At 71.5% G+C, this 17,046-nt stretch carries 9 protein-coding genes and 1 pseudogene; 9 read left to right on the forward strand and 1 reads right to left on the reverse strand.

Going from position 1 to position 17,046, the window contains the following annotated elements; genetic code table 11:
• Nucleotides 1-107 precede the first annotated feature (107 nt).
• The 9 genes and pseudogenes from D187_RS38555 to D187_RS38595 all read left to right on the forward strand — a co-directional run.
• Nucleotides 108-521: pseudogene (locus tag D187_RS38555) on the forward strand (SitA5 family polymorphic toxin); the annotation flags it as partial.
• Nucleotides 522-755: 234 nt separating this feature from the next.
• Nucleotides 756-1,151, forward strand: a complete 396-nt coding sequence (locus D187_RS38560) for a sigma factor-like helix-turn-helix DNA-binding protein (protein WP_162159750.1) — start codon at nucleotides 756-758, stop codon at nucleotides 1,149-1,151.
• A 352-nt stretch (nucleotides 1,152-1,503) separates the two neighbouring features.
• On the forward strand, nucleotides 1,504-3,186 hold the full coding sequence (sitA5, locus tag D187_RS55920) for a SitA5 family polymorphic toxin (RefSeq protein ID WP_020918560.1): 1,683 nt from the start codon (nucleotides 1,504-1,506) through the stop codon (nucleotides 3,184-3,186).
• Nucleotides 3,187-3,197: 11 nt separating this feature from the next.
• Nucleotides 3,198-3,830, forward strand: a complete 633-nt coding sequence (locus D187_RS38570; RefSeq protein ID WP_002622277.1) for a pentapeptide repeat-containing protein — start codon at nucleotides 3,198-3,200, stop codon at nucleotides 3,828-3,830.
• 208 nt (nucleotides 3,831-4,038) lie between these two features.
• Complete coding sequence (locus D187_RS38575) at nucleotides 4,039-5,025, forward strand: FecR family protein (protein ID WP_002622279.1); 987 nt, start codon at nucleotides 4,039-4,041, stop codon at nucleotides 5,023-5,025.
• A 258-nt stretch (nucleotides 5,026-5,283) separates the two neighbouring features.
• Entirely contained in the window at nucleotides 5,284-6,837 is a 1,554-nt protein-coding gene (locus D187_RS38580; protein ID WP_155893894.1) for a TolB family protein, read from the forward strand.
• Nucleotides 6,838-6,975: 138 nt separating this feature from the next.
• Nucleotides 6,976-8,862, forward strand: coding sequence for an Ig-like domain-containing protein (locus tag D187_RS38585; RefSeq protein WP_002622283.1), 1,887 nt, complete (start codon nucleotides 6,976-6,978; stop codon nucleotides 8,860-8,862).
• Nucleotides 8,859-12,452 (forward strand): hypothetical protein, encoded by a 3,594-nt coding sequence (locus D187_RS38590; protein ID WP_002622285.1) that lies wholly within the window; start codon nucleotides 8,859-8,861, stop codon nucleotides 12,450-12,452. The genes D187_RS38585 and D187_RS38590 overlap by 4 nt, the downstream gene beginning before the upstream one ends.
• A complete protein-coding gene (locus D187_RS38595) occupies nucleotides 12,409-14,925 on the forward strand; it encodes an MYXO-CTERM sorting domain-containing protein (protein ID WP_155893896.1) in 2,517 nt (838 codons plus the stop codon). The genes D187_RS38590 and D187_RS38595 overlap by 44 nt, the downstream gene beginning before the upstream one ends.
• On the opposite strand, the gene D187_RS58435 is transcribed toward D187_RS38595, so the two are convergent.
• Nucleotides 14,909-17,017 carry a response regulator gene (locus D187_RS58435; RefSeq protein ID WP_002622288.1) on the reverse strand — a complete coding sequence of 703 codons (2,109 nt, stop codon included), beginning with the start codon at nucleotides 17,015-17,017 and terminating at the stop codon, nucleotides 14,909-14,911. The two genes, D187_RS38595 and D187_RS58435, sit on opposite strands and share 17 nt — an antisense overlap.
• Nucleotides 17,018-17,046 lie beyond the last annotated feature (29 nt).

Consider the following 17,046-nt stretch of genomic DNA (forward strand, 5'->3'; position numbering starts at 1 on the left):
ATGAGCCTTGCTGGCTCGGAGTGCGGCAGTTCAGCTACAGCACTGCGTGCGTGCACCGGAGCATGTGGAACACCGATTCCGGGGGAAGTGGAACACTGATTCCAGAGGGAGAGGACGCGGCGAGGGCGATGATTCTCGCGGTGGCCACGCTGGGCGGGCACACGCTGGGGCAGGTGCTGCCGCGAGTGAAGTCGCTGCCGCGCTTCAACCTCGCGGGCAAGCAATTCGAGGCGCAGGGCGGCGCTAGCGTCATGGGGCGCCTGGAGGTGACGGAGGCGTCGCTGGCGACGGAGGGGGCCCTGGCCCAAGCCGTGGCGGCGGTGGACACGGTGGCCACCTCACCCCAGGGCCCCCTGGCCGTGGTGATGCTCAAGAAGGGGCAGGGCCGCAGCGGGGGACAGGCGCCTGGGGGCCGCTTCGCGGAAACCGTCATCCGCCACCGGGGCGGCAACCGGCAGGTGGAACTGAGCGACGGCCAGCGCTGGCACGTGCCCCGGGGCAAGTCGGCCGCGGACATTCCCGTATGCGTGCACCGGAGCAAGTGGAACACCGATTCCGTGGCAAGTGGAACACTGATTCCGGAGCAAGTGGAACGCCCATTCCGGCCATGTGGAACACCGACTCCGGGGTTGTGGAACGCACCCAGGAGGTAGGCCGGAGGAAGGGCGACACAGTGGAGCGTTGACGGTGCTGGACGAGCCGCCGCCTCTGCCCTCCCCCCGAAGGAGGTGTTGATGGCGGCAGAGAGACTGTCCATGCGCAAGCTCAGAGAGCTGTTGAGGCAGAGGTTGGAGCTGAAGCTGTCGGTGCGGGAGATTGCCCGGAGCCTGGGAATCGGCGTGGGCACGGTGAATCGTTACCTGTACCGGGCCCAAGCGGCGAAGCTGAGGAGCTGGCCGCTGCCGCCGGAGCTGGACGACGACGCGGCGCTCACGGCGCTGCTGTTCGCGGACGAAGGCAAGGTGGTGGCGTGGTCCTCTCGCGCCGGGAATGTGGAGAAGGGCCGTGTCGCGGTGGAACTGGAGTTGAAGAACCCGGGGACGAAGCCCTGGACGCTCGCGGGTGCCATGCTGCGTGGGGCCAAGGGCGAGGAACTGACGCCACTTCCGGACGCGACACCGGTTTCCATCCTCCCCGGCTTCTCTAAGTAGGTGACCAAAAGTTCCTTTACACAAAGGGCTCATTCCCAGAGGGAAATGGGCCCTGTAGGTGTCGAGGACTTCTCGCTACCTACTTAGTCGCGTCATGGTGGAACTCGAGGCCACCACGCAGCAGGCCCAGGGTTCGTATACCCTGACGCTGTGGGATGCAGACGGGCGCTCAATCATTCTGGAGAACGTGACGTTCCCGTAGCGTCGCCCCGTGACCGGAGGCGCCGCGCCTGAAACTCACCTGTTGCATTCTCCAACCCCTGCCCAACCCAATGACTTGACGGGTATAACCACATTTCCATGTAATTCCAGAGCGACAGCTTTGCGGTCACGTCGCTTCCGGAGGTGCGCTGTGTCTACCCGTCTTCCTGGCGCTCGTCCCAAGGACGCGCGTCAGAGCCCCCGCGTTGGTGTCTGGGCCCTCCTCGTCGTCCTCTTCCAGTTCTCATGCGCCACGGGCATCCCCCACGGGGGGATTGCCGGCTACCGCTACCACTCGCTGACGCCTCCACCGGCGCCCAAGGAGCGTGTGGCTGCCATGGCAGAGCCCGGCTTCGAGTCGGCCACCGTGTACGACGTGGACTTCCTGGAGCCCGGAGCCATCGCCACCCGGCCGGTGCCCATCCCCAAGGCCGAGTTCCAACGAGCCTTCCTGCGCCTCTCGCGCGACGTGCGCCTGGGGACGAAGACTCCACAAGCGGCAGCTCGGGAGATGCTTCACCTGCTGCCGCCACCCAAGGGCGTTGAGACCGTGGACAGCCAGGGAGACTGGCTGCTGGAGGTGTACCGCGACCAGGCCTACACACTGGTGCCCGAGCGCCAGGAGGGCCCGGTGGTGCTCACCCCCGCGGCGGATGAAGCCTTGAGGGCCAGGTACCTCCAGTGGTGTGTGCCCCGTGGAGGCGGCGACTGCCTGGGCCTGCTGGACGACGGGCCCTACTTGCGCACGGACGACCGGCGGGCCTTCGCTCTGGCGCTGGCCTTCGGCCACGTCCTCGACGAGACGCGCCAAGCCCTGGTGCATGAGCTGCTGGACGTGCGGATGCTCGTCTCCACGGTGATCTGGACGGTCACCCTTTACTGCATGATGTGGGTGGTGCCCGAGCCGACGAGCAAGGCCCTGGCCGCCGGCATGACGCTCCTGCTGATGGGCTATCTGGGCCTCAGCACGGTGTACGGGCTCATGGACGGGTGGGCTCGCCTGGCCGACACGGCGCACCACGCCACCACCTTCGAGGAGTTGCGCGCGGCGGGTGCGGAGTTCGGCAAGGTGCTGGGAGAGGACGCGGCCCGGGCCATGATTCTCGCCGTGGCCACGCTGGGTGGGCACACGCTGGGGCAGGTGCTGCCGCGGGTAAAGTCGCTTCCGCGCTTCAACCTCGCGGGGAAGCAGTTCGAGGCGCAGGGCGGCGCCAGCGTCATGGGGCGCCTGGAGGTGACGGAGGAGGCGCTCGCGACGGAGGGCGCCCTGGCCCAGGCGGTGGCGGCGGTGGACACGGTGGCCACCTCCCCGCAGGGCCCCCTGGCCGTGGTCCTGCTCAAGAAGGGGCAGGGTAGTAGCGGGGGACAGGCTCCTGGGGGCCGCTCCGCCGAAACCGTCATCCGCCACCGGGGCGGCAACCGGCAAGTGGAACTCAGCGACGGCCAGCGTTGGCACTTGCCCCGCGGCAAGTCGGCCGCGGACATTCCCGCCGAGGACAAGGTAGGGGACATGCTCCAGGAGGCCGTCACCCAGGCCGCCAACGAGTGGGGACCTCATAGGCTCAGCCGCCAAGAGCAAATTGCCATCGAACAGGCCCAAAAGAACGGCGAGTACTGGCTGGCGCGACTGCTCGAAAGAGAGGCTCGAGGGCGCTACGTCCAACTCAAGGTGAAAGCGCAGTTCGAGCACCTCTACAACTTCAGCCTGAGCAAGGGCGTCGACGTGGTAGTTGCTGGAGGCTACAAGTACGAGATTCTCTCCGGAACGGCGTCCAATCTGGCCCGCCATGGTCGGCGCATGGCGGGCGAGTTCTTCCGGATGCTCACCTTCTGAAAGGGGCGGCGGTGGATTCGCTCGGGAACATCGTCTTCAAAGATCGGGAAATTGAAAACGAGCGGTTGGAGCTGACGGATACGAAGGCCAACTACATCCTTGGCCCCAGCCTGACGATGAGGAACTGCACCATCGTGCTGAAGGTGTCCGCCCGGCGCCTCAGCCTCAAGCAGCCTCGCTTCATCGACTGCACCTTCGAGGTGAAGCAGGAGTTGAAGAATTACCAGAGCTGGGTGGCCGCGTCCCTGAAGGGCTGCCGCTTCAAGGGGCGCCTGACGGGGTGTGACTTCGGGTACTGGCCTGAATACATGAACCTGCCGTGGTATCAGCACGGGGCCATCGAGGACTGCGACTTCACCGAGGCCCGAATGACTGGCTGCCGCATCATGGGCGCGGACCCCGCCACCCTGCGCTTTCCCAAGTGGCCCTGCTTCACCCTCCTGGACCCCATTGGCAGAAGCCGTGAGCTCAACAGCGTCCAGTGGCCTGGACAAGTCGGCCCTATCATTATCGAAACGCTGCAAAAGCAGCCGCCCGGCACCGTGGCCTTGACCGAGGATGCCACCGCCATCGCGAAGCGGTTTGACACCACTCCGGAAGAACTCCGAGCCGTCGTCGAGAAGTTCGACTGCATCGTCTACTGACGACCCAGGGTCTGATCCGCGGCGCGCGGCGGAATTGATGAAGAACGAGCCTTCGACGGCGAAGGAGGCGAGCGACCCCTTTCGGGTGGTCAGTGAGGAGGGGGAACCCTCGAGCCGAGCACGGAAGTGGGGCAGGGCGCCTGCCTGACCGTGTGGCCACCGATGGCGTGAGGCGCGCGCCCCCGGCTGAGGTAGCTTGCGGCCCCGTATGGACGCTTCCCGCTCTCGCCGGCGCCGCGCGCCCTTCCTGGTCGGACTCCTCGCCATCCTCACGGCGTTGCCCGTGGGCTATTTCCTCTTCCTCCACGACGCTCCGGCCCCCGCCCCGGTCAGCGCTCCCGCGCCCGTCCCCGAGGTGAGCGCGCCCCCACCTCCGCCCGCCCCGGAGCCTCCGCGCCTGGTGGAGCTGACGCTGCAGGAGATCCGCGGCACCGTCGAGGTGCGCCGGGGCGGCGGCGCGTGGCGCGGTGCCAGCGTGGGCGAGGCCCTGCGCGCCTCCGACGCGGTGCGCACGCTCGCGGGCTCCTACGCGGTGCTCATCGGCGGCGAGGCCGTGGAAGTGCGCATGGAGCCCGGCACCGAGGTGACCGTGGCGGAGCTCACCGACAAGCTCTCGCGGCTGTTGCTCGACAAGGGCATGACGACGGCTCGGGTGCGCGCCGACTCCGGCTCCCCTCATGCCCTGGAGATGACGGCCACCGGCAGCGACGCCGTCGCCCGCTCGCAAGGCGGCGCGTTCACCGTGAGCAACAACGGCGCGGGCACCGTCGCCCTGGCCACGCTCGAGGGGCAGACCACGCTGTCCGGCCAGCAGCGCAGTGTCCTCGTCCTCGCGGGCCAGCAGTCCGTCGTCCGCCCCGGTCAGGCTCCCTCCGCCCCCACCCCCATCCCCACCAGCCTCCTGCTCAAGGTGAACTGGCCCGATCGTCCCCGCCGGCAGATCCTCGTCTCAGGACAGACCGAGCCCGGCACCCAGGTGCTCGCCAACGGCGAGGGCGTGCTTCCCGACGCCCAGGGCCGCTTCTCCTTCCCCCTCACCCTCAAGGAGGGCTCCAACCCCGTGCACGTCCAGGTCCGCTCCGTGGGCGGTCTACGGCAGGAGGAACAACGCGCACTCCAGGTAGACACCACGCCGCCCAAGGCGGTCACCGTCGACCCAGGACTCTGGAATGACCCCGCTCCGCCACCGCCTTGAGCGCAGCCCTTCTAATGAGTGTGTTGACCCCTGGTGGTGTGGTCTGTAGTTTGCACAATCCAACACCTCAGCGGGAATTCCTGCACAGGGACAATCCAGGTCGGCGTCCTGGAGCACGAGGCCATGAGACGCGAGTCGCGGGGCCGAAGTCCTCCAGGGGAGGGGTTGGGGCGGTGCCGCGAGCGGCGGGCACGGGGTTGAGCCCAGGCACAGGGAGTCCCCTCTTCTTCGAGCCGGAGGTCCCTCACGATGCCGCGGATGGTTGCTGCTCTGTTGTGCCTGATACCCGCGTGGGCGTTGGGGCAGGAGGCCGGAGGCGCCCTGGTGGGAGCGCCCCGGGTGGTCAACACCTCGCCGGGAGATCAGACGGATCCCCACGTGAGCGGCGAGTGGGTGGTCTACACGAACCAGCCGGTCCGCGACGTCAGTGAAATCCGCTACCACCACCTGACCACGGGCGCGGATCTGCCCCTGCCCACCGGGGGAGGGCTCGACTCGCTCGCCGACATCCAGGGCCACCAGGTGGTGTTCACCCGCACGCGCCCCACCGACGCCACCAACCACATCCACCGCTTCGACGTGCGCGTGGGCGGCGTGGCCGAGGAGATCGCGCCGCGGCCCGGCACGGATCGCCGCACCGCCACGGTGGGTGGGCACACGGTGGCCTGGCAGGACGTGGCCATCAGCCCGAGCGCCCTCTCCCCGGAGATCCACGTCTACAACCAGAACACGCTCGCGCTCACCCGGCTCACCGCCGACGCGAGCGTGGATCGCACCCCCGCCGTCAGCGAGGACGGACGGGCGGTGGTGTGGTCGAAGTGCGCCACCAGCGTGGATGGGTGCGACATCTGGGCGGCGCGCGAGTTGTCGGCGGGCTACCACATCCGTCAGCTCACCGGCTCCGAAGGGGAGGAGACGCAGCCGGACACCAATGGCGAGGTGGTGGTGTACGTGAGCCGCGCCTGGATCAATGGCGTGTTGGAGTCGGACATCGCCTGGACGTCCCTGGAGGGGGGGGATGCCCACCGCCTGTCCCTGCCCGGCACGGACACCAACCCCTCCATCAGCGGTCCGCTCATCGCCTTCGAGCACTGGGAGGCGACCAGCCCGACGCCCAACTACGACATCCACCTGTACGATCTGCGCACGCGGATGACCTACCGGCTCACCGAGACCCCGGGCAGCGAGTCGCTCAGCGACATCAGCTATGGCGCGAATGGCCAGGTGCGCCTGGCCTGGGCGATGCGCCAGAACGGCGAGTACAACGTCTACGCCTACGAGTTCCGCCTGCCGATTGACTGTCACGAGGCGCCCAGGACCGAGAGCGCGCAGACGGTGTGCGCCACGCCCGGCAACCGCCAGTTGCAGGGGGTGCTCCAGGTGACGCACGCCGCCGGGCAGCCGGCGCCGGTCTCCACCCCCATCTCCGGTCATGGCACGGGGGTGGTGTGCGTGGACAATGGCCACGGGGGCCCGGCCGCCACCTCCGGGTGGGTGTGGCTCGGCGAGGGCGTGGCGGTGGATCCCCACGACTTCACCCAGGTGCCGGCGGGCGTGGCCCGCAAGGTTCCGCTCCAGGGCTCGCGCTCGCTGTCCGCCGAGGCGCGGGGGCAGGAAGGAAGCACCTTCCGGGTGCGCTTCTACGGCTCCCTGGTGTGCGAGGTGGCGGCGCAGGACGCCACCTTCCAGCCCACCGAGGTCCGCCAGGGCGAGGCACGCCGCCCGGAGCGCCTGGACATCCAGTACGCCCGCATGGGCGGCTCGCGCTACTTCGTGCGCTTGGGGGACGAGACCGGAGTCGCCTGGCGGTAGGTGAGTGCCGCCCGCCTCCACGAGGGGGGTGGGGAAACGTGCCGCGCCCCGGCGATAGCATTTCGGGCGCGGCATGGACGCTGATAAATTACCGACACTCTGATCCGTTTCCTGTCAGTCCTGCTGCTCGCGGGCACGGTGGCCTCGGCGGACACGCTCGACATCCTGGGGCCATCGGCGGCCGTGGCGCCCGAGGGGTTTTCCATCGCCCTGGTGCGACGGGACGCCTCGGGCAGCCTCGTGTCCGCCGAGGACGCCGCCGTGTCCGCGAGCGGAGCGCGCCTGTTGCCCGGCACCGGGCAGCCGCCGCTGCGCACGTTCCTCGTCGTCCCGGAGCCGGGCGTGCGGCGGGTGCGGGTGTCCGCCCAGGCCGGGGAGGCGAGGAGCGAGGCCGACTTCTCCCTGGGCCCGCCCGCCACCCACGTCTCGCTGTCGTTGGAGCCGTCCGCGCCCGTGAAGGGACGGGACAAGGAGGCGCGGCTCACGGTGCGCATCCTCCAGCCGGACGGCACGCCGGAGGACTCCGGGGCGCCGCCCGTGCTGCGGGCCAACGTGGGACGGGTGGAGGAGCTGGTGCGCGCGGGGCCGGGCACCTGGACGGCCCGCTACGTGCTCCCGGATACCCGCTTCCCGGAGGTGGCCGTGCTCGTCGCCCTGTCGGCGTGGCCCCACCCCCAGTCCATCCACGGCGCCTATGGCCGGGTGCTGGTGCCGCTGGCCGCCGCGGTGGAGCTGCCCGGCCGCACCGAGCCGAACGCGCAGCTGTCCGTCTCCATCGCCGGGGTGGACTTCGGGCCCGTGAAGGCCGCCGCGGATGGGCGCTTCCGCCTGCCCGTCATCGTTCCGCCCGGCCATGACACCGCCCAGGCGAGCGCGGTGGACAAGGCGGGCAACGTGCGGCGCACGAAGATGAACCTGGGGCTGCCGCCCACGGACGGGCTGGCGTGCGTGCTCCACCCGCAGCGGCTTCCCCCCGACGGCGTCTCCCAGGCCCGGCTGCTGTGCGCCACCAGCGACTCGCTGGGCCAACCGGTGCACCAGGCGCGCGTGGAGGTGAGTGCCCGCCATGGCACCCTGCGCGGGCCGACGCACGCGCCAGGGGGACTGCTCGAGTGGCGCTACACCGCGCCAGCCTCTCCACCCAGGACGCCGGAGCGGCTGCTGGCCACGTGGCCGGAGCGCGGCGCGGGCTCGCGCGAGGAGTTGCCCCTGCAACTCGAGCAGGGGCCGGTGGCGCGGGTCGCCCTGGAGCTGGCCGAGCCGCTGGTGCACCTTGGCTCGACGGTGCGCGTGACGACGCGCGCCTGGGACGCCGCCGGCCAGCGCAGGCCCGGGGCCGTGGTGGTGCCGCGCTCGCCCCTGGGCACGTTCTCCGCCCCCCGGGAGCAGACGCCCGGAGTCGTCGAGCACTCCTGGAGCCTGCCGCCGCTCGCGCGGGAGCACGAGACGACGCTGGAGGTGCTCGCGTATGGCCCGGTCGGCACGGAGCCCGCGCGGCTGAGCGTCTGGGTGGACGAGGGCGTGCTGTACGCGGGCGTGACGGATTCGTGTGGCCTGCCCGTGCCGGAGCAGCCGCTGCGCGTGGGCGACGCGCGGCTCGTGACGGGGGCGGATGGCACGGGGGTGCTCGGCCCCGCGCGCCCGGGCCGGCTGGAAGTGTTCCACGAGCGGTGGCCGGGACTGCGGCGCACCCTCGACGTGCTGGCCGAGGGCGGGCCGGTGTTCCCCGTCGATCCGTCCCCGCGCGCCCCCCGGGAGACGCGGCGGGTGCGGCTGGCGCCCGAGGCCCCGGTGAACGTGCGGTTGAAGGTGGACGGCGCGCGGGTGACGTATTGGATGGAGGACGCGACGGGCCGGGTGCTGGAGGGACGCGAGGCCCATGTCTGGTTGTCCGCTGGGGAGAAGAGCGCGGTGGAGGTGGAGGGGGGACGCGGCAGCTTCGTCGTGAAGAACCCGGGCCCCCTGAGCGTGTCCGTGGCGGACGTGGCCACCGGTGTCACGGCGATGGCGGAGGTGCGTCCTTGAGGCGGAGGCTCCTCTTCGGCGCGGCGGTGGGCGTGCTGGTGGGGCCGGGCGCCGTCCGGGCGCAGCTCCCGCGGCAGGAGCCTCCGGAACTGGCGGCGGCCATCACCGGGCGCGTGTGTCGCGACGAGGACGCGGATGGGCGGTGTGCTCCCGGCGAGCCGGGCCTGCCCGGCATCCGCCTGGTGCTGGCCTCGGGCCGCGAGGTGCTCACGGACGCCCAGGGCCGCTACCACTTCACCCAGGTGGACGCGCGCGGCCCGGACGCGACGGGCGGCCTGCACCTGCGTCCCGGCCGTCAGCGGCTGCGCCTGGACACGCGCACCCTGCCCGCCGACAGCGTGCCCTCGCTCGAGGCCGTCACGCTCGAGGTGCCCTGGGCCGCCGGGGTGCTCCAGGACTTCGCGGTGCGCCTCCAGGGCGAGACGCTGCCCACCCTGCGGCTCGCCTATGACGCGTCGCCGCCCGCCGCGCGGAACGTGCCGGGCGGGGTGGAGTTCCTCCTGGCGGGCCACGTGGAGCCGCACGAGGAGGTGACGGTCGGCGGCGTGAGCGCGAGCGTGGACGCCCGGGGGGACTGGAGCGCCCGTGTCCAACTGGTGCCCGGGGAGAACGTGCTGCCGCTCGTGGTGCGCGGCACCGAGGGCGCGCTGCGCCTCTTCCAGCAGCGCGTCGACGTGGTGCCCCGCGAGGTCGGCGTGCTCGTCATCCCCCGCGCGCCCGAGCCCCGCGGTGTGCTGCGGCTGCCGGGAAGCAAGGAGCGTCCACCGGCCAGTGGCCCCACGTCGTTGAACGCCGAGTTTCCCCCGGGCACGCGCGTGCGCTCGTCCGAGGGCGAGGTGACGGTGGGCCGCGACGGCTCCGCGCTGCTGCCCTTGGAGCTCGCCCCGGGCGGCAATCCCGTCGTCCTGGAGGTGCAACCGCCCGGCGAGCCCGCCTGGAAGATGACGGTGCCCGTGGAGGCGGTGCGGCGGGACTTCGCGGTGGCCTTGTTGGACGTGGAGGCCACGTATTCGCCGTCCACGGGGGGCGTGCGCCTGCGGGGACGGGGCTCGGCCCATGTGGAGGCGTACCGGGGGCCCTTCTCCCTGGTGGGCGAGCTGGACGTGCGCGACACGGACGTGGACGCCTTGCGCGGACGCCCGCTGGTGGATGCGCTGCGCCCCCAGCTTCCCCGGTTGGACCGGGTGCCGGATCCGGATTGGGTGCTGCCCGAGTGGGGTGACACCTCCGTGGGCCTCACCCCCAATCCGGCCGAGAGCCGACTGCGGCTGGAGCTGCGTCACGACGCCGTGGGCCGCGTGGGCCTGGGCACGTACCGGGCCCGGTGGGAGGAGGGCGAGGTGGGCCGCTACCACCGTCCCCTGTTCGGCCCCTACGCGGAGCTGGCGGCGGAGCTGGGCCCGGTGCGCGCGGGCGTGACGGGCTTCGCCGGGGGACTGGCGGATCCCCTGCGCGCTATCGCCGCCCGGCCCGCGTACGAGGAGCTGCGCGCCACCGGCGGCAGCCTCTACTACCTGGGCTCGGTGCCCATGGCCGAGGGCTCCGAGGTCGTGCGCGTGGAGCTGCGCGATGGCCTCACCGGCCTGCCGCTCGCCGAGCGGCACCTGGTGCGGCACCGGGACTACGACATCGACTACGTGTCGGGGCGCATCCTCCTGGCGCGGCCGTTGTCCTTCGTGTCGGGCGAGGCGCTGCTGAGCGCCGCCGCTCCGACGGCCGCGCCGGAGCCCGTGTTGTGCGTGGAGTACGCGGTGCTGCGCTCCGGCGCGCCCACGGACGCGGTGGGCGGCGAGGCCTGGGCCGAGTGGAAGGGCGGACGGGTGTCCGTGTCGGCCGTGCGCGAGCCCCGGGGAGGGCGGGCCTACCAACTGCTCACCGGGCATGGGCGCGCCACCCTGGGCGCCTACACGCTGCTGGCCGAGGTGGCGCGCAGCGAGGGCGCGGCGGTGCCGCCGGAGTCCTTCGGTGTCTCGGATGACGGGGGACTCTCCTTCCTGCGGCCCTCGCTGGCCTGGGCGCCGGCCGGAGGGGACGCCTTGAGCGTGCGCGTGCGTGGGCCGGGCCTCTTCGGGCGAGGCTCCGTGGACGCGGCCTTCCGCCGGCGCACCGCGGGGTTCTCCGATGGCGCCCACGCCGATCTCCAGTCCTCGCGTCAGCTCTCCCTGCGCGCCGTGCAGCCCCTGGGGCCGTGGCGCCTCACGCTGCTCGGGGATGATCGCCTCACGGCGGATCCGCGGCGTCCCTTCGAGCCGGGGGAGGTGGGGGCGCGCACGCTGGGGCTGGGGCTGGGCTACGAGTGGGAGCGGTGGGGCGTGAGCGCGCAGGTGCGCGACGCGCGTCTGCGCGCCAGCGTGCTGCCCGGCGGGGACACCCTGCTCGAGGGAGGACGGACCTCGGTGGGGCTCGAGGGGCACTACCGGGTGAATGACTGGCTGCGGGTGTCGGCCAGCCACCAGCAGACGGTGGGCCTGCATGGCGACGGACTCGGCCGGGTGGCGGACACCTTCGCCGCGGTGGGCGCGGACGTGACGTCGGGCGACGCCACGTTGGGGGTGCGCGGAGGGTGGGGGCCCGAGCTGGGGCCGCTCGCGTGGGTGCGGGGCGGTTGGAAGCGGGGCGAGGACGTCTACTACGGCGGCTATTCGGTGGACGTGGACGGGCCGGACTTCGGCGCGCGCCGCGTGGTGAGCGGAGCGAGCACCCAACTGGCGGATGGCACGAGCGTCTTCGTGGAGGACGTCGCCTCCCATGACACCCAGGGCATGCGGCTGGCGCGCGCGGTGGGCTTCCAGCGCACCGTCTTCGGCGCCCTGGACCTGAGCGCGCGCTACGAGCGGGGCGTGCGCGGCGTGCTCGACGTGCCGGACACGCTGCGGCGGGATGCGGCGGGGGTGTCCGGACAGCTCGTCCTGGAGCGCCTCCGGCTGGGAAGCCACCTGGAGCTGCGCTTCGAGCGGGGCACGCCCGGACGAGGCTCGAGCGCGCCGGTGGATCGCCTCCAGACGGTGGCGATGCTCGCCGCGGAGGCCGTGCTGCGCGAGGACCTGTCGCTCTCGGGCCGGATGAACTTCAGCCACACGGGCGAGCGGGAAGGCGGGCGGATGGAGGCTCGGCTGCTCGAGGGGTACGCCGCCCTCTCCTGGAGGCCCGGGCCCTTCACGGTGGTGGCGCGCTACGGCATCAACCGGGAGCTGTCGCCCGGGGAGCGCCGGGTGTTCGGCGAGCGGGTGCAGCAGATCATTTCACTCCTGCCGGCCATGCGTCTGGGAGATCGCCTCGCACTGGCGGCGGGTCTGCACGCGAGCCGCAGCAACCGGGGCGCGGTTGCGATATGGGTGCTCACCGGCTCGTTGCGCCCCTCGGTGCGAGTGGTGGGCGGACTGGAAGTGGCGGTGGAGGGCGTGGGGCGGTCGGTGTCGACCGACCATGAATCCCTGGGTTCGCTCCGAGGCGAGATCGCCTGGCGGGTGGATGACCGGATGCGGGTGGGCGTGGGCTACACCCTGCTGGGGTTCACCGGAGCGGATTTGTCACAGGAGACCCAGAATGAGTCCGACAGGCTCTACCTTCGAGCGGAGTTCGCCTACTAGGTGGCGCACACGCGCGCGGCTCGTGTGTCTGGCCGCGGCGGGGGTGCTGGCGATGCTGGCCGCGTCCCGTGCGCACGCGGGATGGCGCGAGGTGACCTCCATGCCGGAGCGGCCCAACGCGACGCTCGACGTGTGGGGCAACGGGACGTTCTCGCTGGGCTTCATGGGCGATGGCCGGGGGGGCGCCTACCTGTTCGTGGATGGTGGCGTGGCGCGCAGGTTCAACGCCTTCGAGGCGAGCGCCTCGGTGGGGACCTCCTACCAGCCGGACACGGACTGCTTCGTGAGCGTCGACCAGTACGGACAGCGCACCTCGCTCGGAGCGGATGGGGGGCTGTGTGGAGGCATCAATCCCAGCACGCCCAGCATCAACAACCATTCGGACGAGGGCCTTCAACGGGTGAAGCACGCGGTGGGGGGCGGCGCCGCCGCGGCGACCTACGGCAACAACCAACACACGCTCCTCCTCTCGGACGCGGGGCTCGCCACGCCAGCGAATACCTTCTCCCCGGTGTTGGCCCTGGAGCAGGGCTCGACACGGGGCGCCCCGTTGGCCGTGATGCGGGTGGGCGACTCGGTCTACTCCGTCATCGGCGTCCTGGGCTCGACGACCGAAGGCAGGTGGGAAACCATTCCCTTCAAGGATTCGGGACGCTGGGTGCTCGGCGCTCTGGATGCGGGCCCAGTGCAGGCGGTGGAGCTGTTTCCCGTCGAGGGCGCGTCCGTCCCCTTCGCGATGGTGGGCACGCGTCATGCCTTCATCCAGGGCTCGCTCGACAACGAGACCCCTCGGCTCGACGCGGTCCAACGACTGGCGGCGGGCGAGGAACTCGTCGCCCTGTCCATGAACGTGCGGGAGGGGGGAGATGGAGGCCATGGGTTCGGCATGGCGCTCGTGGCGCGGGCGGATGGCGGCCTCCAGGTGATGAGTCCGGTGCCCATGCAAACCAAGGCGCTCGCGGGCACCGTCTGGCGCCCGCGCGTGATTCCACCGGACGTCATGAAGAACATGACGGCGAAGCTCAAGCAGGTGGCCTGTCATGGCGCGTCCTTCTGCGTCCTCTCCGCTCCGGGCGAGACGGTGCACAACGTCTTCTCCTACTCCAATGACGCGAGCCCCGAGATCTCGGTGTGGGACGCGGACGGCGAGGTGGTCACGGCGATGGAGTTCGAGAGGGGCAAGAACTACAAGCTGACGTTCCTGGGCAAGGACCCCGACGGCGATCCGGTGCGGCTCACCACTTCGTACTCGGTCACGGGTTCGTGGGAGGTGAAGCCGGTGTCCGCGGAGCCAGGCGAGCCCGTGGTGATGGAGATCTCCACGAGTCCCATCTGCCAGACGACTGAGGCGGGCCACTTCGAGCTGACGGCCTCCGATGGCCTGGCGGCGCACGAGGTCCGGCGCACGATGCCGGTGAGGGTGGTCTGGACGCCGCTGAAGCCTGACTCGCTCCAGGTGTCGTTGAGCCAGAGCGCCCAGACGCTGCGGGTGGACTCGCCCCTCGAGTGCGAGGTGGAGCGCGGGCTGCGCGCGGACCTCCGGCTGGAACCGGAGGACGCGAACGTGCCGACCCGGACGGCGAGGGTGGATGTGCCGGGCGAGTGGTCGCTGACGGATCTGGACTGCGGGCGCTACCATTTGCGCGCCACCCTGGAGGACGCCACGGGCAGCTCCGTGGAGCAGCAGGAGCGCTCGATGGTGCTGCCCGGCCGGGGCGTGTCCCTGGAGCCTCGACCCCAGAACGGGATGAAGGCCGTCTGTGGCCAGGGCGCGACCGTGTCCCTCTCGACCCTCGTCACCCCCACGCCGGGGTTCTGCCAGACGCCGGACTACTCCTGGACGTATGAGTCGGCCCTGGAGTTCGAGCAGCTCTCCGAGCCGGATGGCACGGTGCGGCTCGCCTCGAAGGCGAAGGAGCTGGATGCGCTGCTCGGCGGCTCCGTGCGGGTGGGCGTGACGGCGAGCAAGGGGCCCGCGCGCACGGAGCTGTCGTTCGACGTGCCCATCTCCGTGGATCCCTTCGTGAAGGTGGGCCGCCGCTCCGAGCTGCCCGTCGCCTCGGAGACGGGACTCGTGGGCGTGCTGGTGGATCTCACCAACACCACGGCGTGCGACGTGAGTGGGGCGCGCTACGTGGAGCACCTGGAGGGACTCGCCTACGTGGAGGGCAGCGCGACGCTCGACGGAGTGCCCGTGGAGACGCACTGGAATGGCGACGCGCTCCAGGTGGACGGGCTGCTGCTGGCGGGCGGCGCCACCCGGACGCTCAGCTACGTGGCGCGGCCGCTCCTGGTGGGCGAGCGCCGCATGTGGGGCGAGGCCAGCAAGGGCGACGTGCGCCTCTCCGTGTCCGAGGGGAACGAGCCGCGTCCGTCTGGCTGTGGGTGCGCCAGCGCGGAGTCGGGGCCGATGCTCTTCGTGCTCGCCGCGATGGGAGCGGCCCTGCGCCGCCGCTCTACAGCCCGAAGCTGATGCGGCGGCGGCTGCCGGGCTCCTCGCGCCGCTCCTCCAGCACGCCGAGCAGCTCCAGGCCCCGCAGGGTGGCGAGCCCCTCGCGCTCGGGCAGCTCCGTGAGGGTGAGCAGATCCTCCACCGTCTTGGTGCCGTCCGCGTACGCCAGCAGCAGGGCCTGCTGTCCCTTCAGCTTCAGCTCGTGCAGGGCGTAGGGGGGCGCGGCCGAGGGGAAGAGCCGGCGGGAGCGCGGCATGTGCTGGCGCAGCGCCACCAGGGGCTCGGAGCGTTGGATGCCCTCGAGGATGAGATCGCCGGGGAAGAGCGACAGGGCCACCCGTCCCGCGCTGGGGGGGCGCAGGGCGCTGAAGCCATAGGCGCCTTCCGTCCATGGGAAGGTGGACCAGAGCACCTCCTTCACCTGCTCCTCGAGCACCTGCTGGCGCCGCCTGGCGTCCACGAACCCCAGCCGCGCGAGCGCCTCGCTCGAGCGCAGGTTCTGTTCCCGGGCGAGCGCGAACGCCGCCTGGGCCTGGGCCTCGCTCACCACGCCGCGGCGCACGCAGAAGCGCAGGAAGCGCTCCGGGGCGAGGTTGGAGGCGGCGTACACCGGCCGCCCGGCCTCGAAGTAGACGACCTTCTGGGTGGTGCCCTGCCGCAGCTTGAGCTCTCCGCTGTGGCGCGCCTCGTAGTAGGCGTTGAGCAGGCGGGGGACGCTGGTGTCCTTGAGGTTTCCGGAGAGCGACCACGCGGGAGGCGCGCGCGTGCGGGGCGCGGTGCTGGGCGTCTTGCTCCACACCTTCTCGCGCTCCCCGAAGGGCAGGGCGAGTCCGGGCTCGGGCTCCAGCGGCTCGGCGGAGGTCTCCCGTGGGGGGAGATCGTGGACGGAGGGCTCGGGGAAGGGCGGCTCCTCGGCGGGCCCGAGCGCCTCCAGGGCCTGGAGCTCCTCGGCGGAGACGACGGACGTGGAGGGCGACTCCTCGGTGGGTCCGAGCGCCTCCAGGGCCTGGTGCTCCTCGGCGGAGGGCTCGGGGTGGGACGGTTGCTCGGCGGGCCCGAGTGTTTCCAGGGCCTGGAGCTCCTCGGAGGAGATGGTGGGCGTTGGAGGTGGCGCCTCGTCCGCCCCGAGTGCTTCCAGGGCCTGGAGCTCCTCGGAGGAGATGCTGGGGGTCGGAGGCGGCCCCTCGTCCGCTCCGAGCGCTTCCAGGGCTTGGAGCTCCTCGGAGGAGATGGCGGGGGTCGGAGGTGGCGCCGTGTCCGGCCCGGGTTCCTCGAGGGGCGCGTACTCGTCGACGGGGACGGTGGTCGCCGGAAGTGGCTCCTCGTCCTCCGGGTCGAGCATCTCCAGCTCCTGCAGCTCCTCCTCGGGCGGCTCCTCCGGGACGAGGGGTTCTTCCCGCGCGTCGGGGGACTCGAGCGAGGAGAGATCCACGAGCCCCGCGAGCTCCACCGTCCTGAGGGTGATGGGGGTCTCCCGGACGAACGCGGGGGCGGACTCCACATAGGAGGAGCGGGGCGGGGCGGGCGGGAGCGGAGGAGGAAGGGGGCGCTCGTCGCTCAGCGGATCCCCCGCCTCCTCGATGACGGTGAGTCCCGGGATGACGGGGGACGAGGGCTCGGCGGGCGCGAAGAGGGGCTCATCCTCCTCGGTGACGGCGAAGCCCGGCTCGTCGTCCAGCTCCATGAGCGTGGCGTCCTCGAAGACGACGACCTCGTCGGAGTCATCGTCGGAGGGGGGAGCGGGCGGGGGGCTGTCCAGGCCGCACAGCTGCTCGACGTACTCCAGCAGGTGCAGCAGCTCGAAGGGCTTCTCGAAGAAGGCGCGCGCGCCGTACACCTCGGTGGCCTCGCGGGCGAAGCGATCGCCCTTGAAGACACCGCTGACGGCGATGGCGGGAATGGCGTTGTCCCGGAGCGCGGAGAGCACGGCGCTGCCCCGCATGTCGGGCAGGAGCAGATCCACCACGGCCGCCTCGAAGGCATGCGGACGCACGAGGGCCAGCGCGGCTTCGCCGGTGTGGACGGCCGTGGCCTCATGGCCGCGGCTTTCGGCCGCGGCGACCATGAGGGAAGCCAGCTCGGGGTGATCCTCGACGATCAGCAGTCGCGCCATGGGGGCGGGGCACCATATAGCATCCGCGT

The sequence above is a fragment of the Cystobacter fuscus DSM 2262 genome (assembly GCF_000335475.2).
In the GTDB taxonomy this organism is placed as follows: domain Bacteria; phylum Myxococcota; class Myxococcia; order Myxococcales; family Myxococcaceae; genus Cystobacter; species Cystobacter fuscus.